Annotated in this window: 23 protein-coding genes and 1 tRNA gene; 21 read left to right on the top strand and 3 right to left on the bottom strand. The window is 35.9% G+C overall.

The features are described from left to right. The 18 genes from AB3I42_RS03385 to AB3I42_RS03470 all read left to right on the top strand — a co-directional run bounded on the left by AB3I42_RS03385 (position 1) and on the right by AB3I42_RS03470 (position 18,607). Complete coding sequence (locus AB3I42_RS03385) at positions 1–1,377, top strand: phage major capsid protein (protein ID WP_368022276.1); 1,377 nt, start codon at positions 1–3, stop codon at positions 1,375–1,377. 1 nt (position 1,378) lies between these two features. Then, positions 1,379–1,657 (top strand): head-tail connector protein, encoded by a 279-nt coding sequence (locus tag AB3I42_RS03390; protein ID WP_081127370.1) that lies wholly within the window; start codon positions 1,379–1,381, stop codon positions 1,655–1,657. Then, the gene (locus tag AB3I42_RS03395) at positions 1,638–1,964 is read left to right on the top strand and encodes a phage head closure protein (protein WP_081127372.1); all 327 of its coding nucleotides are present in this window, start codon (positions 1,638–1,640) and stop codon (positions 1,962–1,964) included. Before AB3I42_RS03390 ends, AB3I42_RS03395 begins: the two co-directional genes overlap by 20 nt. Next, entirely contained in the window at positions 1,954–2,292 is a 339-nt protein-coding gene (locus AB3I42_RS03400) for a hypothetical protein (protein WP_081204311.1), read from the top strand. The genes AB3I42_RS03395 and AB3I42_RS03400 overlap by 11 nt, the downstream gene beginning before the upstream one ends. After that, the gene (locus AB3I42_RS03405; RefSeq protein ID WP_034867623.1) at positions 2,282–2,647 is read left to right on the top strand and encodes an HK97-gp10 family putative phage morphogenesis protein; all 366 of its coding nucleotides are present in this window, start codon (positions 2,282–2,284) and stop codon (positions 2,645–2,647) included. The genes AB3I42_RS03400 and AB3I42_RS03405 overlap by 11 nt, the downstream gene beginning before the upstream one ends. A 5-nt stretch (positions 2,648–2,652) precedes the next feature. After that, positions 2,653–3,279 carry a major tail protein gene (locus AB3I42_RS03410; protein WP_081127376.1) on the top strand — a complete coding sequence of 209 codons (627 nt, stop codon included), beginning with the start codon at positions 2,653–2,655 and terminating at the stop codon, positions 3,277–3,279. Beyond that, positions 3,279–3,743 carry a hypothetical protein gene (locus AB3I42_RS03415; protein ID WP_081127378.1) on the top strand — a complete coding sequence of 155 codons (465 nt, stop codon included), beginning with the start codon at positions 3,279–3,281 and terminating at the stop codon, positions 3,741–3,743. The genes AB3I42_RS03410 and AB3I42_RS03415 overlap by 1 nt, the downstream gene beginning before the upstream one ends. A gap of 191 nt (positions 3,744–3,934) precedes the next feature. Further along, complete coding sequence (locus AB3I42_RS03420) at positions 3,935–6,238, top strand: phage tail tape measure protein (protein WP_368022277.1); 2,304 nt, start codon at positions 3,935–3,937, stop codon at positions 6,236–6,238. Beyond that, positions 6,235–6,954 carry a phage tail domain-containing protein gene (locus AB3I42_RS03425; protein WP_081127382.1) on the top strand — a complete coding sequence of 240 codons (720 nt, stop codon included), beginning with the start codon at positions 6,235–6,237 and terminating at the stop codon, positions 6,952–6,954. The genes AB3I42_RS03420 and AB3I42_RS03425 overlap by 4 nt, the downstream gene beginning before the upstream one ends. Next, the gene (locus AB3I42_RS03430) at positions 6,951–9,686 is read left to right on the top strand and encodes a phage tail tip lysozyme (protein ID WP_368022278.1); all 2,736 of its coding nucleotides are present in this window, start codon (positions 6,951–6,953) and stop codon (positions 9,684–9,686) included. The genes AB3I42_RS03425 and AB3I42_RS03430 overlap by 4 nt, the downstream gene beginning before the upstream one ends. 12 nt (positions 9,687–9,698) lie before the next feature. Continuing rightward, positions 9,699–11,393, top strand: a complete 1,695-nt coding sequence (locus AB3I42_RS03435; RefSeq protein WP_368022279.1) for a BppU family phage baseplate upper protein — start codon at positions 9,699–9,701, stop codon at positions 11,391–11,393. Positions 11,394–11,407: 14 nt separating this feature from the next. Continuing rightward, positions 11,408–12,181, top strand: coding sequence for a hypothetical protein (locus AB3I42_RS03440; RefSeq protein WP_368022280.1), 774 nt, complete (start codon positions 11,408–11,410; stop codon positions 12,179–12,181). A gap of 41 nt (positions 12,182–12,222) precedes the next feature. Then, entirely contained in the window at positions 12,223–14,706 is a 2,484-nt protein-coding gene (locus AB3I42_RS03445; protein ID WP_368022281.1) for a BppU family phage baseplate upper protein, read from the top strand. A gap of 77 nt (positions 14,707–14,783) precedes the next feature. Then, complete coding sequence (locus AB3I42_RS03450) at positions 14,784–15,005, top strand: hypothetical protein (RefSeq protein WP_010718827.1); 222 nt, start codon at positions 14,784–14,786, stop codon at positions 15,003–15,005. Further along, a complete protein-coding gene (locus AB3I42_RS03455; protein ID WP_002319084.1) occupies positions 15,005–15,202 on the top strand; it encodes a phage holin in 198 nt (65 codons plus the stop codon). The genes AB3I42_RS03450 and AB3I42_RS03455 overlap by 1 nt, the downstream gene beginning before the upstream one ends. A gap of 10 nt (positions 15,203–15,212) precedes the next feature. Then, on the top strand, positions 15,213–16,232 hold the full coding sequence (locus tag AB3I42_RS03460) for an N-acetylmuramoyl-L-alanine amidase (RefSeq protein ID WP_368022282.1): 1,020 nt from the start codon (positions 15,213–15,215) through the stop codon (positions 16,230–16,232). Positions 16,233–16,419: 187 nt separating this feature from the next. After that, positions 16,420–16,493, top strand: a tRNA-Ile gene (locus AB3I42_RS03465). A 749-nt stretch (positions 16,494–17,242) separates the two neighbouring features. Then, entirely contained in the window at positions 17,243–18,607 is a 1,365-nt protein-coding gene (locus tag AB3I42_RS03470) for a DUF6056 family protein (protein WP_010737810.1), read from the top strand. Positions 18,608–18,685: 78 nt separating this feature from the next. On the opposite strand, the gene AB3I42_RS03475 is transcribed toward AB3I42_RS03470, so the two are convergent. Then, positions 18,686–19,633 (bottom strand): glycosyltransferase family 2 protein, encoded by a 948-nt coding sequence (locus tag AB3I42_RS03475; RefSeq protein WP_010718832.1) that lies wholly within the window; start codon positions 19,631–19,633, stop codon positions 18,686–18,688. Positions 19,634–20,223: 590 nt separating this feature from the next. Here AB3I42_RS03475 and asnB point away from each other — a divergent pair. After that, positions 20,224–22,119 (top strand): asparagine synthase (glutamine-hydrolyzing), encoded by a 1,896-nt coding sequence (gene asnB / locus AB3I42_RS03480; protein ID WP_010737809.1) that lies wholly within the window; start codon positions 20,224–20,226, stop codon positions 22,117–22,119. A 107-nt stretch (positions 22,120–22,226) separates the two neighbouring features. On the opposite strand, the gene AB3I42_RS03485 is transcribed toward asnB, so the two are convergent. Continuing rightward, positions 22,227–22,673 (bottom strand): DUF2188 domain-containing protein, encoded by a 447-nt coding sequence (locus AB3I42_RS03485; protein ID WP_010737808.1) that lies wholly within the window; start codon positions 22,671–22,673, stop codon positions 22,227–22,229. Positions 22,674–22,879: 206 nt separating this feature from the next. Here AB3I42_RS03485 and rpmG point away from each other — a divergent pair, with 206 nt between their 5' ends. Together rpmG and AB3I42_RS03495 are read left to right on the top strand one after the other, a co-directional pair. Next, positions 22,880–23,044: a 50S ribosomal protein L33 gene (gene rpmG, locus AB3I42_RS03490; protein ID WP_002320810.1), complete on the top strand. Its 165-nt coding sequence runs from the start codon at positions 22,880–22,882 to the stop codon at positions 23,042–23,044. 168 nt (positions 23,045–23,212) lie between these two features. Further along, on the top strand, positions 23,213–23,716 hold the full coding sequence (locus tag AB3I42_RS03495; RefSeq protein WP_010737807.1) for a dihydrofolate reductase: 504 nt from the start codon (positions 23,213–23,215) through the stop codon (positions 23,714–23,716). Between the two features lie 78 nt (positions 23,717–23,794). Here the strand turns inward: AB3I42_RS03495 and AB3I42_RS03500 are convergent, their stop codons facing one another. Then, positions 23,795–24,751, bottom strand: coding sequence for an ABC transporter substrate-binding protein (locus AB3I42_RS03500; protein WP_010737806.1), 957 nt, complete (start codon positions 24,749–24,751; stop codon positions 23,795–23,797). Positions 24,752–24,881 lie beyond the last annotated feature (130 nt).

Raw genomic sequence — 24,881 nt, forward strand, 5'->3', positions numbered from 1 at the left:
ATGGATAAAGAATTATTAAAAAAACTGAAAGCACGTCAAGAGCAAAGACTGGAAGAGTTACGTGGAAAAATCGAATCTGGTGAATTGCGTGAAGCAGACATCGAAGGTGTGCAACAAGAAATTGATGCAGTCATTGAAGAATTAAATGGAATCAAAGATGCGTTGGTAGATGATGGTGATCCTGGCGATGCAGGAGATGGAAAAGATGGTGGTGTAGGAAATGGCACTGATGATACTGACAATCGTTCTGGCGATGAATCTAGTGGAGATGGTGCTGATGAAGGTGGAGAGGGAGAAGATAATCCTGAAAATCGTTCAGGCATGATTTCGCAAGAACAACGTGATGGATTGCTAGATTCCATTAAATCAGGATTAGAGGCAAGAAGTAAAATGACCAAGACACAAAAAGATCAACAATTACGAAAAGCATTTGCTAATTTTGTAATTGGAAATATTTCTGAAGCAGAAGCTCGAGCTTTAGGGATTGAAGCTGGCAACGGTTCAGTTACTGTCCCAGAAGTAATTGCATCTGAAGTTATTACTTATGCTCAAGAAGAAAATTTACTTCGTAAATACAGAACAGTGGTGCGAACATCAGGTGATGTAAAATATCCAATTCTTGTGAAAAAAGCAGACGCGAATGTCAATAAGAAAGAACGTTCAACTGATATTACTGAGACAGCTATTCAGTTTGATGAAATTTTACTTGATCCGGCTGAGTTTGATGCATTGGCAACAGTAACTAAGAAATTACTAAAAATGTCTGGTGTTCCAGTTGAAGATATTGTTGTCGAAGAATTGAAAAAAGCTTATGTACGAAAAGAAATCAATTATATGTTTAATGGAGATGATGCTGGAAATGAAAATCCAGGTGCATTGGCTAAAAAAGCTGTGTCATTTGAAAAACCGTTAGATTTGACTGCTCAAGGTGCTGGACAAAAATTATATGATGCATTAATTGAATTTAAAAATACACCAGTGACAGAAGTAATGAAAAAAGGTCGCTTTATTATTAATCGAGCTGCTTTGACTGCTATTGAAAAAATGAAAACAGACGATGGATTTCCTTTATTGCGACCATTCACACAAGCAGAAGGTGGAATTGGTTACCAATTAGTTGGCTATCCTGTAGATTGGACAGATGCAGCGGATAAAAAAGGTGAACCAGATACGCCAGTTTTATATTTTGGCGATTTTTCTGCATTCAAAATTCAAGAAGTTATTGGTGCCTTAGAGATTCAAAAACTTGTTGAAAAATTCTCTGGTAAAAATCAAATTGGATTCCAAATTTACAATTTATTAGATGGACAATTGGTTTATTCCCCATTTGAACCTGCAGTATATCGTTATGAAATTACAAAACCAGTTGGTGATTAAGATGGAAGAGCAAACTAAAGAATTGTCTTTAGAGGAAAAATTCAAATCACATATTCATTTTGAAGAGGGCATGGATGATTCTTTGCTCTCTTTTTATTTAGATATGGCAAAAGACTATGTTAAAACAGCAACTGGTGGCCAACAAGAATATCTTATTTTGATGGTTGCCGGCATTGCCTATGAATATAGAGCTTCAGAAGATGAACTAGATAAAGCAATGAATGCTATTACTCCATTTATTGTGCAAGGAGCAATTCAAAATGCCGAAGAGACAAACTAACAATTTCAGATGGAGAGCAGAGTTGCTAGATATCAAATCAGGGACTGACGAAAATGATCGTCCAACTACAGTTTACGAATTTAAGCGTCCAATATTTTATGAGGAACTCGGTGTGACTTCTCAAGAAAAATATTTATCACAGCAAGCCAAGACAGACGTTGTCAGGCGAATTAAAGTTCGATGGGATAAATCTATCACAGAGAAGCTAAATGCCCTCAAAATTGATTCTGTGACGTATAACATTACTCGGATTTATACAAATCCCGATACAAGAGAAATGGAGTTGAGTTTAGCTTATGTCGAATAACTTCAATGAATTAATAAAAGCATTGAAATCAACTAAGTTACCGGTGTTTAGAGACAAAGCAGCTAAAGAGACGAACTTTCCATATATCGTTTATTCAAATGTGAGCAAAAGTAAAAAAATGGCATCTTCAAAAGTTCATCGACGATTGCCGTATTATCAAGTTTCACTCTATACAACAGGAACAGAAAAAGATTTGTCAATTTTGGAATTAGCATTTGAAAAAGCTTGTATCCCTTATGCTGATTTTGTAGGTATACAAGGTGATGAGAACGACGATACCGTGACCAATTATTACACATATGTGAGGTGTATGGAAAATGGCCAATAATGCGAACGGATTTGCTGATATGGCGGATTATTTAGGAAATCTTTCAAAGGTAGATCCGAAAAAAATATCAATAGAATCTTTAGAAGAAGCTGCTAATTTTTACATGAAGCAACTATTGCCTAAGATACCTAAGTCGTTATTAAAGAAAAAACATATGAAAGATCATGTAAAAGTTGTAGTAGAAGATGATCGAGTAAAAGTCCAATTTGAAGATACAGCCTTTTACTGGCGTTTTGCCGAAAATGGGACAACAAAGCAACGCGCTCAACATTTTGCAAGTGGAACATATGAGCAAAATAAGCAACAGATTGAAGAGATTATGACAAAGAAAATTATTAAAATGTGGGAAGGGTGATTTAAGTGGGAAAGCAAGATACTTTCTATTTTGAAGGATTAGACGATATATTGATTGGTATGATGACTACTCCTGATACTGTTGGAGAAGCACCAACTTATAGCGAGATTGTTCGTTTACCAATTGCTACAAAATTGGGAATAAAGGGAAATGGAACAGCTCTTGAAAAATGGGCATCTAGCAAAATGTTTCGGCGCGTAAGTCGAGAAACAAAACATGAGTTAGCTCTGGATCATGTAGGAATTCCAATTGCTGTTATGGACGAATTGAAAGGTTTGATTGCTGAAAGTGGTGTAACCTTTGGCAAAAATACTGCTCGTGAATTTCCTTACTTCGCATTTGGTTTTATTGGAAATATTGAAAACGGTGGAAAGAAAGCTGTTTGGTATCCCAAAACACAGTTGTCCAATGTTATTGATGAAGAATATGCTACTGCTGATGATGAGACGAAAATTGATGATGTAACTGCGAACTTCATTTCATCTGGATTGAAGTATAACAACGTAATGTATTCAAGCTTTGATTCAAATAGAGACGGAGCTTCTCTCGAATTATTTAATAAATTCATTGCTCAACCTGTATACGATGAAGAACAGTGGAAAACATTGGCTAAAGTTGGAGGTGCAGGTTAATGGCTCGGTTATCTGATTATGGAATTCACGTTGAAGACTTAAAAAATTCTGCTACTGTCACTATTCAAGGTGTAGAATTCCCTATCTCATTTACTATGCAAACAATGGAATTTATAGCAGATGTATATGGTGGAGATTATTCGCAATTTGAGTCTGATATGAATACCATGCTATACAAAAAAGAAGGAAAAATTTCTTCTGCTAACTTATCGCCTAGTGACTTAAAAATCATGCGTGCCTTGATTTATGCAATGTTGCGCACTGGTGGTTTAGATGAAAATCCAGAAACTATTTTTAAATTCTTAGGAATGAGTGGAGAGGTGTTGTCTGCTTATAGTACCTGTATGGAAATTTTTGCTAGTCAGACATTTCAGGTAGAAGACCTAAAAAAATCCAAGAAGCCACAAGACTTTCAAAAAGCGCAAGCAAAAAGAAAGAAAAACAAAAAGAATCGGAAGAAATAGGAACTCCTTGGAGTTTTTATATTTATGTTGCTCTCACTCTATTAAATTGGAGTGAGAGTTTCTTTTTGAAATCTACGCCTAACTTGTGGCTGAAATCATACCTACAGTGGTTACAGCAAAATACTGAGTTTGAGCCACCTCAATCTATAACTATGGATAAGAGTCCGTGGTGGTAGGAAAGGAGCGCTAAAATGTCAGGGAAAGAATCAGATGTTGTTTTAAATTTTAAAACGAATGGCGAAGTTAGCTATTCAAAAACAATTAAAGAAATCAATAAAGAAATGAACTTAGCAGCTACCGAGTACAAAAACCAAGTGTCTGCCATGGATAAGAATGCAACTCAAACAGAGAAATTAACAGCTACTAAGAAAAAATTAGAAAAACAACTTTCTTTAGCAGAAAAGCGAACCCAGATGTTAAGGGAAGAGTATGAAAAATCAGTTAAAGAAACTGGTGAATATTCAGACCAATCTCAAAAACTCTATAAAAGACTTTTGGAATCTGAAACAGGAGAAAATAAACTGCGTTCTGCATTAGAGCAAACTAATGATGCATTAAAAGAACAGGGAAATGTTTCTGTTGATACCGCAAAAAAACTTCAAAAAATTGAAGAAGCTGGCGAAAAAGTTAAAGGTGTCGGTGAAAAAATGTCTATTGGCGTAACTGCACCAATTGTTGCTGCAGGTGCTGCAGGACTAGCAGCTTTTAGTGAAGTAGATGAAGCTCTTGATACTATTATTACTAAAACCGGAGCAACAGGTGATCAAGCTGATAGACTATCGCAATCCTTCGAAAATGTTGGTTCAAATACTCACTTGCCTTTACAAACGGTAGGAGAAGCCATTGGTGAAGTAAATACGCAATTTGGATTCATGGACAAAAAACTGGAAGATTCAACTAATTATCTACTACAGTACGCTGAAATCAATGAAACAGATGTTTCCCAATCAGCTATTTTCGCTCGTCAAGCAATCGAAGCATATGACATGTCTTATGATGATTTAAATTCTGTATTAGATGTAACAACAAAGACAGCTCAAAATACAGGACAATCTGTAGATGATTTAATGCAAAAGGCAATTGATGGCGCCCCTCAAATCAAACAATTAGGATTGAGTTTTGGAGAAGGTATTACGTTGATGGGGCAATTCGAGCAAGCTGGTGTTGATTCTAGCGCAGCTTTGAGTAGTCTATCTAAAGCCACAGTTACCTATGCTAAAGATGGGAAAACTTTGTCACAAGGACTTGGAGAATTGCAAGATAAAATTAAAAATGCAAGCTCAGAAACTGAAGCAATTAATGCTGCTGCTGAGATTTTTGGTAATAAAGGCGGCCCTCGAATGGCTGATGCAATTAAAAGGGGAACTCTTAATCTAGAAGATTTAGCAAAAGTTGCCTCAGAAAGTGGTGGCTCTGTTGGTTCTACTTATGAAGCTACACTTGATCCGATTGATAAGGTAAATATGGCCATGAACAACGCAAAATTAGCAATGGCATCTGTGGGAGAAAGCGTACAAATAGCTTTGTTGCCTTTTTTCGAATTGGCAATAGATGCATTGCAACGATTTAAAATTTGGCTTGATTCACTTGATCAAGGGCAAAAAAATATGTTAGTAACAATAGCTTTAGTAGTAGCAGCAATTGGTCCACTATTAGTGATTTTAGGAACACTTATGGGTTCAATTACTAAAATTGTTAGTGGAGTTAAATCTTTTATAGGGATTTGGCAGACTTTATCTGGTTTTCTTGCAACGAATCCGTTTGTTTTAGTAATCGCAGGAATAGCTTTATTGATTGCTGGATTTGTATTGGCATATAACAAAGTGAAATGGTTTCATGATGGAGTTAATGCATTTTTCAAAGGCATTTCAGATGTCGCCGTAGAAGTTTTTAAATTTATAGGTGGCTATATTTCTGGTGTTTTCGAAGGAATAGTAGTTAATTTCATGAATTTTTATAATGCAGGAAAGAGGATACTGACAGGATTTATTGACTTTATTACTGGTATATTTACAGGTGATTGGTCAAGAGCGTGGCAAGGATTGGTTGATATTTTTGGAGGTATTTTCGATGGCATTGTTGCTGTTGGAAAAGCTCCCATCAATGCCATGATTGGTTTGATTAATGGTTTTATTGGTGGACTGAATAATATCAAAATACCAAAATGGGTTCCTGGTATTGGTGGCAAATCATTTTCTATATCCAAGCTCCCATATTTAGCTCAAGGTGGTCATTTAATCAATGGACAAGCGATTGTTGGTGAAGCTGGACCAGAGTTACTAACTGCTAAAAATGGAAAAACTACTGTGACTCCATTATCTGATGAAGAAAAACGTAGAGGTATCGGTGGAAAAGTTTCTGGTGGTAATATCGAGCAACATATCCATATTGGCAAAGTTGATGCAAATAATCCATCGGAATTAGATCGAATGAACCGTAAATTTGCAAGAGCTAATCGACAAGCTATTTATGATTTGGGAGGTATTCCGGAATGAGTCAACGATTCATGAAACCAGATGAGCCAAATTTTATCTGGAAAAACTTAAATGCTACTCTCGATATGAATTGTATTATCGAGAGTGAACTTCCTGAGGTCATGCCAGCTAAAAGATATGAAACATATACTGTTCAAGGTAGAAATGGTGAATTGAATGAAACTTTTGGTGATTATGAATCTTTTGATTTAAAAATAGAGAATATCACTGTTCCCCATTCTAAACTTCGAGAGGTCAAAAAGTGGCTTTCTGGAAGTAGTAGACTAATTACGCATAATGATCCAGATAAATATTTAGATGCTATCTGTAGCATGAGTAAAGAAATTCTGTTCGAAAATGAATGGGGCTATTTTTATACCTTTGATGTTACTTTTCGCTGCCAGCCTTTCAAAAGAAAAGTTGGCGAAACACCTAAAAACTTCAATGTGTCTAAAGTTGAAATTTATGATCATGGAGACGAAAAAGCCCAACCATATCTTGAAATTGATTCAAAAGGTGGGGACATTTCAATAAAAATTGGCGATCGAATGTTAACTGTTTTAAACACTGTAACTGGAACTGTGGCGGTTGATACTGAACTGGGTAAAGTTGTTCAGGAAGGTTTATCGCTGTTTACAAAAGGCGATTGGCCGATTTTGGCACCAGGAAAAAACACCATCGAATTATCTGGTAAGTTCAATCAAATTCGATTTTGGAATAGGAGTGTGTATCTGTGACAAAAGAATTTATTTATGCTTATGACAAAATGCCAGATGATTTATCTGTGAATGGATTTTCTCTGGTTGATTGGGAAGACTTGCCAGAAATTAATCGAGTGTTAAACGGTCAGTATCGTTTTTATGGAAATTACGCTAGGAATGGTCAATATCGATCCTATTTGAAAAAAGGAAATTTTTTAAAAGCAAAAGTTCCTGATGGTTCATGGCAATATTTCGAAATTTACAATATCAAAAAGAATTTGACTTCGGTATCTGTTACGGCTCGTCATATTGGATTTATGGCCAACAAAAATTTCATCGTGGAATCATTTACTAGCAATGGGAATGGTACGCAAATTATGAATAGCTTAAAAAATAATTTGGCGTTCAAACAAAAATTCAATTACCTGTCAAATGTCGGAACCACTCATCAATTCACTGCGAAGCAAGTCCCACCAGTTGAAGCGATTATTGGTTCGAACAACGGAAATCAAAATTTGACTGGTGTTGCTAGTGCAGAATTGGACATGAATAATTACAATTTAAATCTAGTGAAGCAGATCGGTGCAGATAACGGATTTCGCATTGATTTTGGTGTCAATTTAGAATCAATCGAAGAGGAAATAGACGAGGAATCTATTGTAAATAGTCTGTTTCTAGTTGGTGGTGTTCCTGATAATGACTATGACCAGGACAAAGAACCAATTTCGTATGGCTATTTAGAGGTGGCAGGCGTAACAGATGAAAACCGCAGAATCGGTAAAAGAGAAAATGCCGATTGTAAAACTATCGATGAGCTTATTAAGTGGGGGAAAACACTATTTGATAACGACAGAATCCACGAACCAAAAGCCACTCATCAGGTAAGCATGGTTTCGCTTGAGCATACGCTTGAATACGGTGAAATGTATCGAAAGCTTTCAACTCTAAGCTTTGGTGATGTCGCTCACGTGAGAGCGAAAGAGCTAAATATCGAGATAAAAGAAAGGGTCGTTGAATATACCTATTTTCCAACGTTAGGAAAGTATAAAGACCTCGTTTTAGGCAATGATCTATCTCTTTACACATCGACAGTCAATTCGCAAACTCAAGAACTCAAAAAGAAAATTGATAATCGGACAGAAACATTAGTGCAAAACGTACTAAATGCAACGGCATGGATCACTGGAAATTCTGGTGGACATGTCGTTTTTCGTCCAGAGAAAGCACCATCCGAGATACTTATAATGGATACCGATGACGTAGCGAGTGCAAAACGTGTGTGGCGCTGGAATTTGAATGGGTTAGGTTATTCAGATAATGGCGTAAATGGTCCATTCGGTATTGCGATGACTTCTAAAGGAGAAATTGTTGCTGATTTTATTAAAGTCGGCACAATCAACGCAGAAGTATTTGAATCTTCCTTCAATTCTTATGGTGATGTGTTAAAACTTGTAAAAGGCACACTGCAAATCTGGAATGAGAACAAAAAAATTATGGAATTAACAAAAAAAGGTATGGAGTTTTGGAACAGTAAGGGATCTATCGGAACGATTGGAACAACCGATTCTGCCGGTAATCCGTTTCCTAAAGTTTCAGACGAATCTACACCTGTGCCTTTAACAGATAATTCATTAGTAATTAAAACTAACGGAACTGACAATTCCCCTAAGTATATCTTAATTTCTTCTAAAGAAGATTATGGATTTATTTTACAAGGGAAATCAACATTGCACTTAGGCAATTTGAATATTCAAGGTGAACTTAGAATCAATGGACAAAAAGTATTTCCAGGCCAAGGCGGTGGAGGAAGCGGAGGAAGTGATCCTGGAACTACTCCCCCTCAATTAACAACGGAAGCTGAAAAAAGAGCATGGAAAATTTGGACAATGCTGAAAGCTCGTGGCTATTCTGAATATGCAGCTGCAGGTATTCTAGGAAATATTCAAGGGGAAGTTGGAGCAAGTATGAACCCTGATACAGAACAACTTGGTGGTCCAGCTTATGGGATTGTTCAATGGGATGGTTCTGCTTATCCGTTAGTCGGATCACCAACTTGGCACGGACGAGAGTATGTTCAGCGTTTGATGAACACCGCAGGGATTCAAGAAGATTATCGAAGTATTGAAGCCCAAGTAAAATTATTAGATTGGTGTATGTTCAACGGTCAATGGCTCGGAAAAGTAAATCCAACCACAGTATCAGGATTTAAATCGATCAATGATGCCAAAAGTGCAGCATATGCTTTTGAAATGAACTTTGAACGTCCAGCTTCTGCACATCCAGAACGCCAAAATTATGCCCAATCTTGGTTTAACAAATTACATGGATTAACTAGTCCAGAACCTGGAGGGAATTTCATTTGTCCAATTCAAAAACCAGTGACAGTTACTTCAGAATGTGGATGGAGAACTAGTCCAATAAATGGCGGCCAAGAATTTCATAATGGAATTGATCTTGTAAATGGAAATCCTAATACACCTGTTTTTGCAGCATTAGATGGGGAAGTTGTTCAGGCTGGTGCTAATTATTATGACTGGTATGGTAATTACGTGGTTATTAAACATAATAATGGGAAGTGGACAGGTTATGCTCATTTGTCTCGTATTGATGTTTCTGTTGGACAAAAAGTCCAGAAAGGTGCTCAAATAGGCTTGATGGGAACAACTGGTCCATCTACAGGAGAACATCTACATTTTCAAATTATGAAAAATTATTGGCCACAGCCAGTTGTTGATTTTGAGAATCCAAGAAATTATATCCAATTTTAAGGTGGTGATTCTATGAGTAAATGGAATGTCGTTTTAAGTACAACAGAACCATATAATTATGTGGGGATGATTCAAGTTCGACAAGGAGATGTTTCAACCCAAAAATTGGTTGTTGAAGTGGTGGAACATGGGATATTAAAAACATTCGATGGCCTAGTGCCATTTTTTATTAACACAACAAAATTTGGCGAAAACCAACCTGTTGAACAAAAAGTACAAGAATACAGTCCAGGACAAGCAAGGCTTGTTTATACGTTAAGTGAGCCTGACTGGCAATGGGGCGGTGAAAACACCGCACATTTCAGTTTCCGATCACTTAATGGTGATGGAACTTGGAGTGAACAATTTAGCACACAGGATTTTACCTATCGAGTCATTTCTGGAATATCTAGAAGCCAGTTACGTGATTCTGGCTATGTGTGGACCTTTGAGGATTTGCTAAGAAAATTCAAAGATTACATGGTTCAGGGCAAAAATGACTGGGAGCAGTGGTTAGAAGAGAATCGTGAATTACTGGAAAACATAGATCCTGGTGGTACGATCATTAACATTCTGAATGAAGCGAAAGGAAATTATGATAGTTTAGCTGATCGCTTAAATGACATTCAAAATAAAAACCTTTCTGTGTCTAGTTCTGTGCGACAGATTACAGACGGTGGATATTCTGTTCCGTCTAATTTTGATGAAGTTATTGCCAACATTGATCATCAGTTATTTAACGTTGCGTTCATCACAGATACTCACGTCGATGGGATGGGGAAAGACAGTGCTTTTACAACAGGAGATAGTTCGACGAATCCAAGGCGTTGGAGTACTTTAGCAAAATTTAAAGAAATGGCCAAACAATGTGATGTGACTGTTTACGGTGGAGATAACTGTGATTGTAATAGTGGGCGTACAGGAGAGTTCAAGATTGGTGTTCGTGACTTTGGGCGAACACATTCAATGGCCATACAAAAACGTTTCGCAAATTTTGCTAGTGTATGGAAAAAAGATGTCATCGTTTGTCGTGGAAATCATGATACTGGAAAAATTCCTTATGCTTGGATAGGGCATACACCAGAAACTTGTTTAAATAGTGCGGATATGCACCATTTATATAATGGCACATTCGGTGGTCGTTTATTCCCAGATAAAGGAATTGCAATCTATCGCATTGATACAGATGATTATAGTGATGCACTTGATAGCAACGGTCAGTATAAAGAATTCAGTGGCCATACAAAAGATGGGGAAATAGGGAAAATCGGAGCAGAACAATTGAAAGACTTCGGTACTTTCCTCACGAACTTAGATCGTAGCTATCATGTTTTATTAGTAGGTCATATTCCATTAGATGATTCCGCAACAGGTGTATGGAATACTGCAGCATTACGGACACTTATTGATGGGTTTAAACAAGGTGTGTCAGTAACCATTGATTATGATTCGCTAACTGGAGAACCATCGGAATCCGTTATAGGAAGTGAAGTATTTGATTTTAGCACAAAAGGACCAGGTGTCATTATTGCCTACATTTGCGGGCATGAACATTGGGAAACGGTGAGAAATCTCGGTACTTTGAAAATGATAGTTGGAACTTGTGCATTTACTAAAGACACTAGTGTTGATTTTGAAGCTTTTTATCAATTGTCAATTGATAAGACAGCAAGAAAATTGATAATGAACGGTGTGGGACGAGCAACCAAACGATCATTTTTATATTGAAGGAGTGGTGGATAATGTTTGAAAATATGACAAGAGATCAAGCAATTAATCACATGTTAGAACAATTTGCTATTCATTGTGATGGTAACGACCAACAAGCACATGCGCTTGCTACTGAGAGAAATGCAGGTTTTGCTTCACCTGAGACCGTAGCACAAGCAACCGGTCATTTAATTAAGGATAATTACTTAAGTGAGAAGTATAGTTTCTGGAATATTCCATTTGGGCATTACGCTACTGTGTGGGCATGGGCTGACGAAATGGGAACGCCCGATCCAATGATCCCTGGACAAATTATCCAGTTACACGTTTTCGGGGAACACTCTCAACGTAAGACTTATGTGATGATTGACGTATCAAACGGAAGTATTTTTTATATCAATTCAAGCAAGGAAGGCGGAGAAGGTGGCTACAATTCAAGAAATTGGAAACGAATTGAACAAGTAACGAAACTGTGGAAAGCGGGCGATTCAGATTGTAAGGTAGGACAAAACATGAATTTAACGGCTAGTACACGTCGTTTTAGTCGTTTACGATTTCATGTCAAGGGTTTAGGTACACAATTTACGCTTGAAACACCAGCGGTAGATAACCCAGTTATTATGTTCACGGGTATAGGTTCATCCGAAAAAAGTATTTGGAATATTCGAATAGAACTTACTAATTATCGTGACAACGTGGTGTTACGTTTTACTAAATGTCGATTGGCCACTATTCATGGAAATGGAACTATAGATTTTACAGATGACACAGGTTTTACGATTGCAGGTATCGAAGGGATTTATTAATACGGTGACTCCTCTATTTAATTATTAAGGAAGGTGATTCAATGGAAAAAAAGACAGGAGAAATCATTGTTCCAACAGAACCGACAAATCCACCAGCGAAAGTCACTGGATTTACTTTCAAATCCTATGACAAAAAAGCTGGCTTATTACAATTTGAAATTAAAAATCAAGACGGAAGTCCAACTGATTTAATCAATGCGACTGTCCGTCTTTTTATGTATATCTATTCTGGTGAAGAGAAAAAAGAATTTCCTATTTTTGACAACCAAATCATTACTGAAAGCTACATGCAAGGTATTGTAAAATACTTCATTCCTGATATGTTACTTGCTTATGAAGGCAAAGTTGATGCGAATGTTTATATTGACTTTCCAGATGGCAGTCACACCGACAACTTGGCTTTTACTTTCAATATTGAGAAATCTATCATCGATAGAGATGTTCAACTAAATGGAGAATATTATTTCAAAGACTTTCAACAACTGCTCGATGGAATCAAGCAAGAAACAACAGATGCAGTGAATGAGGCCTTAACAAATGTAGATTCTACAATCGAAAAGGCCAACCAGCAAATAAATAACTTTGTAGAGAATGCAGCACAGTCAATTGATCAAAATGTTGTCGAGGTAACAGAGGAATTAAAAACAACTCAATCTAATATTGATACTGTTTCTCAAAACGTTGTTTCAACACAAAATGAATTAACGTTAATCAAAGATAAGATGAACCAAACCAATCAGCAAATCGGCGATCTAGGCAAGCTGAAGAAAATGTACAGTAACAGCATCGATTTCGGGGGCTATGATTATAGTGGTAATCCGAATTTAATGAACAACCTCTCTTTTTCTGATTTTGCTATTCAAGTAGGTAGTGGAACTCTAAGTGATGGTGGTAAATTTTTAAAAATAAATAAGACCCCAGGAAATAATTTATATATTATTGCAGGATACAAAAATAGTGCCTATTATTTGACACCTGTACTTTCAAACACTACTTACACAATAACTTATGTTCTACGTAAATCTTCAAATTTTGTACCACAACCTGGCAAGCGTATAGTTGTAAGGTATAGATTAAATCAAAATGTGGTTACAAATAATCTTGGAGAATTAATCCTGGATAGCACTAGCTTAACTGAAGAGTTTACAACTTACACAAAAACGTTTACTACAGATACATTGATTAACCCAAATAGCTACTATTTCCAAGTTTTAGTAGAAGAAGGGTTATCTGGTGAAATAGAGCTAAGCTATGAAATTAAGTTAGAACGTGGCTCTACAGCCACACCATATCAGCCAAACTTACTTGATGCCCCTTACTGGTTGGGTAAAGCGCCTTTGGGTGAGAATATCGCAAACAAAGATGTTCAGTTTCCTATTACTACAACTGAATACTCTGTTTATTCAAAAGCCAATGTAGAAGACTACAAAGTTAACCAGAAATATGTGTTAACTATGAAAGCAACCAAGCCAGCAACTCAGCGATTTATAGCATATCTAAACGGCGGTACAATTAAAGCTGCTGTTTTGTATCCAGTTGAAGGATTAACAGATACATGGCAAGGAGAGTTCACAGTAACACAGGCTAGCATAGACGCAGGCGCACTACGAACTCTAGCTGTATATCAGTTTCCAAGTAAAACAAAAGGTACTGTAAAAATAGACTGGCTCAAGATTGAAAAAGGAGACACCAGAACCCCTAATATTAGTCAGTTTAAATACTTCGGTGAAGGCTTGAAAGATAGCGATAATCCAAATGATTACAGCTGGAATATCACGCCTGATTATGGTGAACAATATTTTGTCACTAAATCTAGCACTGAAAAAGGCTTAATGGTATATAAAAATCAATATATTACAACCGAAAATTGGGATGATATTCAAGAGAGTGGGATTTATTATTGTGCTGGTGCAACCGGTGAAAATATGCCTGTTCAAGGCCCATTATACGGTAATCTTATTGTCATTAAATCTGCCGGAGTAATTATCCAACAATTTTTATCGAATGGTATGTTTTATAAACGTGCGATGATCGGTTATCCTATGGCATGGAATCCTTGGAGCAAATTAGCGAGTGATGCTTCGGTTGTGCATTCTTCAGGAAATGAATCTATTGATGGCTTTAAAGACTTTCGACAAACACCAACAGTGAATAATGTACCAGTAGCTTTAGATCGTTTTGTTTCAAAAACAGTAAAAACAACGAATACAACAGATTTCACCAATGAAAGTTCAGTCAGATTTGAACGAGATGGACGAAGTGTAGTAGCCAATTTTTCGATCACAAATAAATCAGCAAATTTTGCTGGATGGAAAAACTTAATGGCTTTTCCAAAAGGATATACTCCAACTTCGCTAAAGGATTGGGGTGGAACTTTGGCGAATAAAACCAATCGAAATCCTGCATTATCTGTTTATGCGAATGCTTCGGGAATTGTTGTGATGGTTTCTACTACAAATTTACCAGAAAATCAAGAGTGTTCTGGAACCGTCAGCTATTTTACAAATGATAGTTGGCCATCTTAAAGCGGTTATTCGTTAAAAAAAGGCAATTACAGTGCGCTGATCAGCGCATTTTTTATTTAATGGAAAGTTGGTGAACTATGAGTATTGATGCGATTATTTCTGCTTTAAGTATTGCAGGAACCTTAGTTGGTACGTTTGCAGGCATTGTTTTTTCAAACAAACTGACCATTTATCGAATTGAACAATTGGAGAAAAAAGTTGAAAAGCATAACCATATTGTTGAACGGACTTTTCTATTAGAAGGACGGATGAATGAAGCAGAACATGATATTCAGGAAATGAAAGGAGGCGAGAAGTAATGATTTTACCCGATAAATATTATCAAATTATTAAATGGACAGTTTTAACAGTATTGCCAGCTGCATCTGTATTAGTAGCGACGTTAGGGAAAGCATATGGATGGAATGGAACAGATATGACAGTACTCACTATCAATGCAGTAGCAACATTTTTAGGCGTTATCACTGGTGTGTCGGCTTATAATTTAAAAAAATAGGAGGAAACAAATGAAGAAGAAAATTACTATTACTGCGATGAGCCTATTAACGGCTCTTTTTTTATTGCCAATTAATGGGTTCGCCTATACGATTAACAATGAATTTAATTTGGGCCCAAACGAAGGTAGCTCACAAGTAGCAAATAATCAGTATATTTTACTTCATGAAACGGCTAACGAAACAGCAACCGGACGCAATGAAGCGCAGTATATGCAACGTTCATGGACTAGTGCTTACACTGCTTACATTGTGGGAGATGGCGGAATTGTTTATCAAGTCGGTCAACCTGGTTATGTACAGTACGGTGCTGGTTCGTACGCTAATGCCAACAGTCCTGTGCAGATTGAGTTACAGCACACACATGATAAAGCAACGTTTGAGAAAAACTACAAGGCATACGTTGAATTGGCTAGAGATTCAGCAATGAAATATGGTATTCCATTAACATTGGACACGCCTTATAACCAACCAGGAATCAAATCGCATTTATGGGTAACACAAAATATTTGGGGGGATCATACAGATCCTTACGGTTATCTTTCTGAAATGGGCGTAAGTAAAGAAAAATTAGCATATGATTTAGCTCATGGATTTACCGATGAAAATCCAACTACTTCAGATGATAAACCAGTCATTGATCCAACTAGAGCAGGTGCTGCAAATCCTACGCTGACAGATGGAACAAATTACGCCCACATTGATCAGTTTGGAGAAATCGAAAACGCAAACTTGCATGTAGCTGGATGGCACATTGCTAACTATAAATACGAGTATATCTTCATTATGGATTACAATACTGGGAAAGAATTAGCTAGAGTAAAAGCTGATGGAATTTATAGACCAGATGTAAATCAAGCGTATGGGACATTTGGAAACGTTGGCTATCATGTATCTTTTAACATGCGCAACTTCCCTAATAAGAAAGTCTATGTCATGATGCGGGCAACGAATGATCCAGAAGGAAACACTAAAGGCGGTGCGCAAGATTTCCATGACAAACGTTGGTATTTAAATATTCCTAAACGATAAAAATAGCTCCTCGTTGAGGAGCAGTACATAACCGTATTGACAACTATAAAAATTATTCGATAAAATAGTGATGTTATCGCATAGTTTTACTCTCACTCATAACTAATCATATTTCGAGCTATGCGATAATAGGTTGGTTGCCAACAATGTTCCTCCTTTTTAGTAAACACATTGTTGGTAATAACCTGTACCCTTAGCTCAGTTGGTCAGAGCAGACGGCTCATAACCGTCCGGTCGTAGGTTCGAGTCCTACAGGGTACATAAGATAAATTCAGTTCATTAACCGTTTGTCGAACACTTACCCGATTAGAATTTTAAATACGTTTTTGACTACGTTTTGAAATTTAGTTAGTGCTAGTATTTTATAACTAGAAGCAAAAAATAGGGTATTTTGCTAAAATATGTTAGTAATTTTCTTTTATTGCCAGTTATATATAAATCCTGTACCTTCCTTATATACCAACGGTTAGACACGATTTAGGTCGTGTCTTTTTTGTTGTATTTTTTTATCTGAAATATTTTTTGACTCCCCTGAAAGAATATTTTTATGGTGAGATATTAAACTCACACTTTACTCAAAAAATGAATCAATAGTGTTTAAGCAGAAGCTTATTGTCATTGGAGCTACCCAAAGTTTTCATAACCTCTTTTTGTATTCCGAATTTCCGTCAGATGCCTATCGATAGTTATTGTAACTTTTGTCTCTTCATGAACGATATCATTTAGAATGGAGAATTTATGAATGTTTCAAAAATTATGCGGTGTTATTTGTTTGGAGTACTTATTTTTCTTGTAAAGTTTTATTAACAAGTAATGAATCTTCTTTTAGCCGAATATGGTTGATCAAACGCTTTGGAAAACCAATGAATGAAACCTGTTAATTGTTATGTTTATTTTTGATAAAGTGACCAGTTTGTTCATTATTTAAAAATAAAAGGATGAAAAAAATATAGGAAACAGAAGCCTCTGTGTTATAATTGCTGGGATAAATTATAAAAAGGAGTTTAATAATGTACTGGAATAAAAAAAGAATTAATAAAGAATTATTTTTTTTGCTTTTAGTTATTTGGCTTGGTTTTTTATTTTTCAATCTATATATGCCATCATTTAGAGCAGACGATTTAGTTTACTCAAATAGATTAGACCAACTAGGGTATTTAGGAGCTTCGATCGAACATTATAAAACTTGGAGTTCGAGAATGATCATAGAGCTGTTTATGATGTTTTTTTCTAAACATTTTCTGCTGTGGAAATTTGTCAATTCAATCATCATGTTGGGCACGGTTCTGATGATTTGTAAGTATGTTTTTGAAAAATTGGATGGTAAGAACGTGTTGCTAGTTACATCTGTCTACTGCTTAGTTCCACTTACCGTGATGGGGGAAACAGGCTGGGAGTCGACAACTTTGAATTATCAATGGTCCGTTTCATTTTGCTTATTCGCTTTTTTCCCATTCTTCCAACGCTTAAAAGGAAGAGCTATCACTCCTAGTATTTATTGGTTTAGTTTTCCTTTCCTGATATTTGCTGCTAACCAAGAACAAGTGAATGCGTGCTTTTTTACTTTAACGGCCATTATAACTGGCTATTTATTATATAAAAGAGCATATCATCGCTTATTGATTTTCCCACTGCTCATAAGTTTTATTGAGTTACTATTTTCGTTGACAACACCGGGGAATGCCATCAGGACATCTCAAGAAATTAGTAAGTGGTTTCCTCAATATGATCAATTTGGGTTTATTACTAAATTGGATTTGGGTATTTCTTCTTTTGGAAAGCCTTTTTTTCTAGATACAAATGTATTGTTCTTAATTTTGTTCTTATTTGTTTTTTTACTTTCTTATAACAAGTGCAAAAATTATTATGGCCGCTTATTATCTGCTATACCTTTTTTCTTGAATCTGATTATCTATCTAGGGAATACGATGGGTGAAAGTTTTATACACATTCGTGGCAATAGTCGTGCACAAATATGGGATAGCAGTCACTTAACAAAGCTATTTACCGATACTGGAACGAATCTGTCACTTACCCGTCCTGGATCATGGCTAGCGACTCTACTTGTTTTAGGTTTATTGGCTTGTTTGCTTCTAGGGATTTACTTAAGTTTTGAAAATAAAAAAACAGCATCTTTTCTTATATTGTTAATGATGATGGGCGCTTGTTCAAGAATAATTATGGGATTTTCTCCTACGATCTGGGCTTCAGGAATGAGAACTTATTATATTTTATATATTGTTGTAGGAATTTTAGTGTTAATGCTGGTAAAAGAATTGTTGAAAACCTGGAATCCGCAAAAAGCAGAACTCGTACAATTTAGTTTGACTATGCTGGGGATTGGGACCATTGTTTTGACCATCATAAATAGATGAAAATAAAAAAAGACTCAAGTTGTAGGAAATCCAACAGTTAGAACACTAACTATTGAGATCGTTACAACTTGAGTTTTTTTATTTCTCGCTTTGATAGTTTTTTGGATTAATTTTTTCAGTCTCTCTGATAATATACACTGGACGTTGTTTGGTTTCTAAAAAGATTTTTCCAATGTATTTACCAATTATTCCAAGACACAATAATTGGATACCTCCGATAAACAAGAAAATCGAGACCATGGAAGGCCAACCAGCTGTAGGATCACCATACAACAGGGCACGTAAAATAATAAATAAAATAGCAAGACCTGAACCAATACATGATAATGCCCCCACGAATGAAGCAATTGTTAATGGTGCATCTGAAAAGTTGACGATTCCATCAATAGAGTAATTAAATAATTTCCAAAAAGACCAAGAGGTTTCACCAGCTACTCGTTCACGGTTTTCAAAGGAAATATACTTGGTTTTAAAACCAACCCAACTGAACAAGCCTTTCGAAAAGCGGTTGTATTCAGTTAATTCCAAGATAGCATCAACCATTTGGCGAGTCATTAAACGGAAATCTCTCGCTCCGTCAACCATTTCAGTATCACTGATTTTATTGATTAGCTGATAAAATTTCTTAGCAAAAAAACTACGGATCGGTGGTTCACCGTCACGAGTCGAACGACGAGTACCGACGCAATCAATATCAGATTGCATAATTGTTTCAATCATTTCTGGTAATAGATCAGGTGGATCTTGTAGATCAACATCCATTACAGAGACAAGGTCGCCAGTAGAAGCTTGTAAACCAGCATATAAAGCAGCTTCTTTCCCAAAATTTCGAGAAAAGGAAATAAAGCGTACATATTCATGGTCATTAGCTAATGCTTTGATTGCTTGTAATGTATTATCTCTTGAACCATCATCAATAAACAAATATTCAAATTCATGTATTCCCTTAAATTTTTCGACCTCGTTAAAAAAAAGAGGAACTGTTTTTTCTTCGTTATAGCATGGAACCACAATTGATACTTTCATAACATTACCCTTTCCAATAAAGATCCTTCATAATAATAACATGAATGAATCAAAAAAAATATAGTTTTAGAGATAAGTAAACGAACAAAGTCTTCTTAGCTATGTTCGAAGAAATAGAAAAGAAAATATAAACCAGATACTATGCGAGATGAGGTCAGATCTAGTTAGGTTTATTTGTAAGTGGAAAATATATTCTTGTTTTTAAACGAGATTGTTCCAACGGAATTTCTTTCACGACAAGAAGGTTTAAGAGTAAAATCAAACAAGTCTTATTGGAAATCGCTCGTAACTTATTTAGAGCGGATTATTTAGTAAGGACTATCTTTTGATTTGGTTGAATGATAGAGATGATTAAATAATAATGAATATTTTTCAAGTCTTTGCTAAACAAAATAGCTTCCTTAGTCAAAACATGTTAAATTAATTAATAGGACTACTTTTTTTATAGTAGAACTCAAAAATATTCACTGTTATTTCATGTGACGAAACTGTAAGAGAGCTATTATTTCAAGATTTAATAGCCTCTATGATAAGATGCTTATGGACGAAACAAAGTAATAGTAATTATTATCTAGGATGTGAAAAATAAAATGTGTGGAATTGTAGGATTTATTAACGACAAAGACAATAAAAAAGCAATCGTCAACGACATGATGGATCGAATCGTTCATCGGGGACCGAATAGTTCGGGTGATTATATTGACCAGCATGTTGCTTTAGGATTTAGAAGATTAAGTATTATCGACTTAGAGGGTGGAAAACAACCTATCTATAATGAAGATCGAACAAAAGTCATCATTTTTAATGGGGAAATCTATAATTACCAACCTCTTAGAGAAGAGCTGATTGCAGCTGGACATATTTTTCAAACACATGCGGATACAGAAGTATTGTTGCATGGTTATGAAGAATGGGGAACTGATCTATTACAAAAGGTTCGGGGTATGTTTGCCTTTGCAATCTGGGACAATAAACGCAATGAATTATTTGGTGCTCGGGATCATTTTGGAATTAAACCATATTATTATGCGGAAATGAACGGCACATTTATGTTCGGATCAGAAATCAAAAGCTTTTTACCACATCCAGATTTTCATAAAGAATTGAATAAAGAAGCCTTGAAACCTTATATGACATTTCAATATTCACCATTAAATGGAGAAACCTTTTTTAAAGGGGTTCACCGTTTGCCAGAAGGTCATTATTTCACTTACAAAGATAATAAGTTAGCGATTCATCAATATTGGGATGCTAATTTTGAAGAAAAACAAAACTATTCACGGAAAGAATGGATCGATAAGATTGATGAAACAGTTGAAGCATCAATTAAAGCACATACGATCAGCGATGTAGAAGTTGGCTCATTCTTATCTAGTGGGGTAGATTCAAGCTATGTGACTTCTGTATTAAAACCTGATCATTCTTTTTCAATTGGGTTTGATGATAAAACATATAATGAAGCTATTGAAGCTAGAAAGTTAACAGAACTTTTGGACTTAGATAATACAGCAGCTGTCATCGATGGAGATATGTCATTTAAAGCTTTTCCTTTGATTCAATACCATTTAGATGAGCCAGATTCGAATCCTTCATGTGTCCCACTTTATTTCTTAGCAAACTTGGCTTCGCAAAGTGTTCGAGTTGTCCAATCAGGTGAAGGGGCAGATGAACTATTTGCGGGATACCAAACTTATGGGTTCCATACGAATTCAAAAGTTATTCGTGTCATTGCTCAAGGGTTGAAGAAACTACCAAAAGGAACACGTTATAACTTGGGACGAAAAATTGGCAAGATGAAAAACTTCCACGGTAGAATCCATTTATATGAATCTTTAGCTCCTGCGAAAGAATATTTTATTGGTCATGCCCGAGTGTTTGAAGAAAACGAAGCGTCAGATATTTTAACACAAGAATACCAAAAGGCTCCTTCCGTTGAGGAGATTATGGCAGTCCATTATGCTAAAACTGAAAAAATCGAAGATGAAGTGAACAAAATGCAATACGTTGACCTTCATCAATGGATGCCAAAAGATATTTTATTAAAAGCGGATAAATTATCAATGGCTAGCTCACTTGAAGTACGCGTACCGTTACTTGACATCGAAGTGATGAGATTGGCAGAACAGATCCCAAGTAAGTATCTGTTAAATCAAAATAATACCAAAGATATTTTCCGACAAGCAGCAAATAAACATTTGCCAGAAGAATGGTCTAACCGTGTAAAACTTGGTTTCCCAGTACCAATCAAAGCTTGGTTGAAAGAAGACCATGGCTATCAACAAGTCAAAGAATTATTTGAGGCTGATTTTGCCAAAGAATTCTTTGATCAAGAAAAAATTATGAAGTTGTTAAATGACCATCATGAAGGGCGTCATGAAGAACAACGAAAAATTTGGACGATTTTCAGCTTTTTAACTTGGTATAAAGTTTTCTTCGTTGACGAAGAAATCCCTAAGGCTGAAGCAATCGATTATGTAACAGTCTAAACGTGATCAGTTAGCGAAGCAAAAGAACATCCCGCTTCGAGCGGATTGATTTTATTCCTTTTTAACAGTGAACAACTCCTCCTTTATTGTGGAGGAGTTGTTTTTTATTAATAGTTTATTTCTCTTTCTTTCGTTCCGTCTTTTTTGTAGATAATTAATGATGTGTTTTTGTTTTGAGCAATTTCTTTCCCTTTTTCAATCGCTTTTTCTTTCGTATCAAAATGATTACTTGCTTTTTTAGCTCCCTCTGATTGGACCATCCACTTATCTTCTTCAAATTTTACGATCACGTTGGCTGTCAATAATTTAGAAGCTCTTGGATTTGTGTCGTGAGAATCATGCTTTGTTGGATTTTTTTCTTGAGAAAACTCTTTTTTTTCAGTAGAAGTAGCATCTTCTGACCATTCTTTGGCTTGTTTGATAGCAATCGGAATAGCACGATCATCAGGATAGCCTTCTGCAAGCAAGGCGTTACCGATATCGATTGCTTTCTTTCGTGTTAACTCTTCTAAATTTTTCATTGCAGGCGGATAATCTTTCATATTCCAAGGCATAAAATCTTCCTCCTCAAAAATTATTTATACTTCAAGTGTAAGCGCAATAGTTGGAAAAGGAAAAGATTTTGTTTAGCAAGTAGTTATTTAGATAACTTTCGTCAAGTAGTTTTACTTAACAAATTTTGTAAAAAGGCTAGCAATCTAGTGGAAATCATGGTAAGATAATCAAGTCTGAGAGTCATCTTAGAGGATTCTAGTAAAAAATGGGAGGGAAAAACATGCGCGTAAACATTACTTTAGAGTGTACTTCTTGTAAAGAACGTAACTACCTAACAAGCAAAAACAAACGTAACAACCCTGATCGTTTGGAAAAACAAAAATATTGCCCACGCGAACGTAAAGTTACTTTACACCGTGAAACTAAATAATTAGTTCAGCGTAAGTCTAGAATCCTTTTTAGGAAGCTAGACTTTTTTTAATAGTGAAGGTTGAATGAAACCATAAACCTGACAAGTGACTCTTTTTCTTGTAACAGGGTCGTTTTTCTTGTATGATTGAAATCGTTTGTTCAAATTCAGTTTGAGAGGATGAAACACATGTTTATTTCAATGTGGGCACAAGACAAGAATGGTTTGATTGGAAAAGATGGCTTGCTTCCTTGGAGGTTACCAAACGATATGCGTTTTTTTCGGGAACATACGATGGATAAAATATTAGTGATGGGAAGAAAGACATATGAAGGCATGGGCAAATTGTCTCTTCCTTATCGGCATATCATTGTGTTAACTACTCAAAAAGATTTTAAAGTAGAAAAAAATGCGGAAGTCCTTCATTCGATTGATGAACTTTTGGCATATGCCAAGGATATACCTGAAGATATCTATGTGTCAGGAGGAAGTCGAATTTTTCAAGCTTTGTTACCAGAAACAAAAATCATCTGGCGAACATTAATTGATGCAGAGTTTGAGGGGGATACATTTATTGGAGAAATCGATTTTACAAGTTTTGAATTAGTGGAAGAACATGAAGGAATTGTCAACCAAGAAAATCAATACCCTCATCGATTTCAGAAATGGCAAAAAATGAGCAAAGTGGTTTAGCACATAGTTAAATAAAAAAAGACGTTCACTCCAATTTGTAAAGAAAGGAAGGTGAACGTCTATTCTTGTTCAGGCGATTTATTTCAAATTATTTTTGATATCATTGACCATATTTTGACTAGCTATTGGACCATTATAGAGCCAACTAGATTCAGGACCAAATTCTAAGACATGATTTTCTTTGACTGCTTTTAAATTTTGCCAAGTTGCTTCATTAAACATCGCAGCTTTTTCATCACTGTTGACTAAGATGATATAGTCTGCATCTAACTCTGCTAATTTTTCTGCAGAGACAGCTGACCAATCTGAAGTTGCACTTTTAGAGATTTCAGTAACTAGATTTGGCACACCAAATTTTAGATCACCGTAAATGATTCTTCCACTTGAACGTGTTTCACTAACCATAAATGCTGAGTTATTCGTTACCCATAAAACAGCAGCCGTTTTGCCGTTGATTTTATCTGCGAGTTCTTGTCTAGTGGCTTTCACCTTTTTTTGGTAATCAGTAATGATTTTTTCTGCTGCTTGTTCTTTATTTAATGCTTTTCCGATATCTTTTAGTTGGGTTTCCCAAGTGACATCATTCCCATTTTTTACGACATAGGTTGGTGCAATTTTGCTGTATTGCTCGTATTTACCTCCTTCAACTGTAGCCGAAGAAGAGATCAATAAAAGATCGGGTTCATAACTTAAGACTTTTTCATACGGAAGATCATAAGAGATCGTGGGAACATCTTTTAATTCTTTTTGTAAATAATGTTGAATCGATCCACTACCAACTGTCCATTGAGCAACAGGTTTTTCACCTAAAGCGATAAGATAGTCTTCGAGGTAACTCCCGATGATTCGTTTTGGTTGATTAGGGATCTCGACTTCATGACCCAAGGCATCAGTCACTAGGTGAGTTTTTGCAGTTGTTTCATTACCTGCTGTGTCAGTTGAATTGGATGAATTATTTGAAGAAGAGCAGGCGCTAAGTAAACTAAGCAGCAACACTGTGGCCCCAATGGTAAAGATATTCTTTTTTAGTTTCATTTTTTCCTCCTGAAGGCATTTTCATTGATAATCATTCTCAATTGATATTATTCCTGACAATAGTGGTCATGTCAACTATTTTCGGGAAAGAGCCATTTAGAGTAAAACTTGACGAATTTGTGAAGGAGCT

Origin of the sequence: Enterococcus sp. C53 (assembly GCF_040887425.1) — a bacterium.
Classification (GTDB): domain Bacteria; phylum Bacillota; class Bacilli; order Lactobacillales; family Enterococcaceae; genus Enterococcus_B; species Enterococcus_B hirae.

What these genes read in the sequence shown, in the direction of transcription:
- AB3I42_RS03385 (WP_368022276.1), top strand. Translation starts at nt 1, where the DNA reads ATGGATAAAGAATTATTAAAAAAACTGAAAGCACGTCAAGAGCAAAGA.
- AB3I42_RS03390 (WP_081127370.1), top strand. Translation starts at nt 1,379, where the DNA reads ATGGAAGAGCAAACTAAAGAATTGTCTTTAGAGGAAAAATTCAAATCA.
- AB3I42_RS03395 (WP_081127372.1), top strand. Translation starts at nt 1,638, where the DNA reads ATGCCGAAGAGACAAACTAACAATTTCAGATGGAGAGCAGAGTTGCTA.
- AB3I42_RS03400 (WP_081204311.1), top strand. Translation starts at nt 1,954, where the DNA reads ATGTCGAATAACTTCAATGAATTAATAAAAGCATTGAAATCAACTAAG.
- AB3I42_RS03405 (WP_034867623.1), top strand. Translation starts at nt 2,282, where the DNA reads ATGGCCAATAATGCGAACGGATTTGCTGATATGGCGGATTATTTAGGA.
- AB3I42_RS03415 (WP_081127378.1), top strand. Translation starts at nt 3,279, where the DNA reads ATGGCTCGGTTATCTGATTATGGAATTCACGTTGAAGACTTAAAAAAT.
- AB3I42_RS03420 (WP_368022277.1), top strand. Translation starts at nt 3,935, where the DNA reads ATGTCAGGGAAAGAATCAGATGTTGTTTTAAATTTTAAAACGAATGGC.
- AB3I42_RS03425 (WP_081127382.1), top strand. Translation starts at nt 6,235, where the DNA reads ATGAGTCAACGATTCATGAAACCAGATGAGCCAAATTTTATCTGGAAA.
- AB3I42_RS03435 (WP_368022279.1), top strand. Translation starts at nt 9,699, where the DNA reads ATGAGTAAATGGAATGTCGTTTTAAGTACAACAGAACCATATAATTAT.
- AB3I42_RS03440 (WP_368022280.1), top strand. Translation starts at nt 11,408, where the DNA reads ATGTTTGAAAATATGACAAGAGATCAAGCAATTAATCACATGTTAGAA.
- AB3I42_RS03445 (WP_368022281.1), top strand. Translation starts at nt 12,223, where the DNA reads ATGGAAAAAAAGACAGGAGAAATCATTGTTCCAACAGAACCGACAAAT.
- AB3I42_RS03450 (WP_010718827.1), top strand. Translation starts at nt 14,784, where the DNA reads ATGAGTATTGATGCGATTATTTCTGCTTTAAGTATTGCAGGAACCTTA.
- AB3I42_RS03455 (WP_002319084.1), top strand. Translation starts at nt 15,005, where the DNA reads ATGATTTTACCCGATAAATATTATCAAATTATTAAATGGACAGTTTTA.
- AB3I42_RS03460 (WP_368022282.1), top strand. Translation starts at nt 15,213, where the DNA reads ATGAAGAAGAAAATTACTATTACTGCGATGAGCCTATTAACGGCTCTT.
- AB3I42_RS03470 (WP_010737810.1), top strand. Translation starts at nt 17,243, where the DNA reads ATGTACTGGAATAAAAAAAGAATTAATAAAGAATTATTTTTTTTGCTT.
- AB3I42_RS03475 (WP_010718832.1), bottom strand. Translation starts at nt 19,633, where the DNA reads ATGAAAGTATCAATTGTGGTTCCATGCTATAACGAAGAAAAAACAGTT.
- asnB (WP_010737809.1), top strand. Translation starts at nt 20,224, where the DNA reads ATGTGTGGAATTGTAGGATTTATTAACGACAAAGACAATAAAAAAGCA.
- AB3I42_RS03485 (WP_010737808.1), bottom strand. Translation starts at nt 22,673, where the DNA reads ATGCCTTGGAATATGAAAGATTATCCGCCTGCAATGAAAAATTTAGAA.
- rpmG (WP_002320810.1), top strand. Translation starts at nt 22,880, where the DNA reads ATGGGAGGGAAAAACATGCGCGTAAACATTACTTTAGAGTGTACTTCT.
- AB3I42_RS03495 (WP_010737807.1), top strand. Translation starts at nt 23,213, where the DNA reads ATGTTTATTTCAATGTGGGCACAAGACAAGAATGGTTTGATTGGAAAA.
- AB3I42_RS03500 (WP_010737806.1), bottom strand. Translation starts at nt 24,751, where the DNA reads ATGAAACTAAAAAAGAATATCTTTACCATTGGGGCCACAGTGTTGCTG.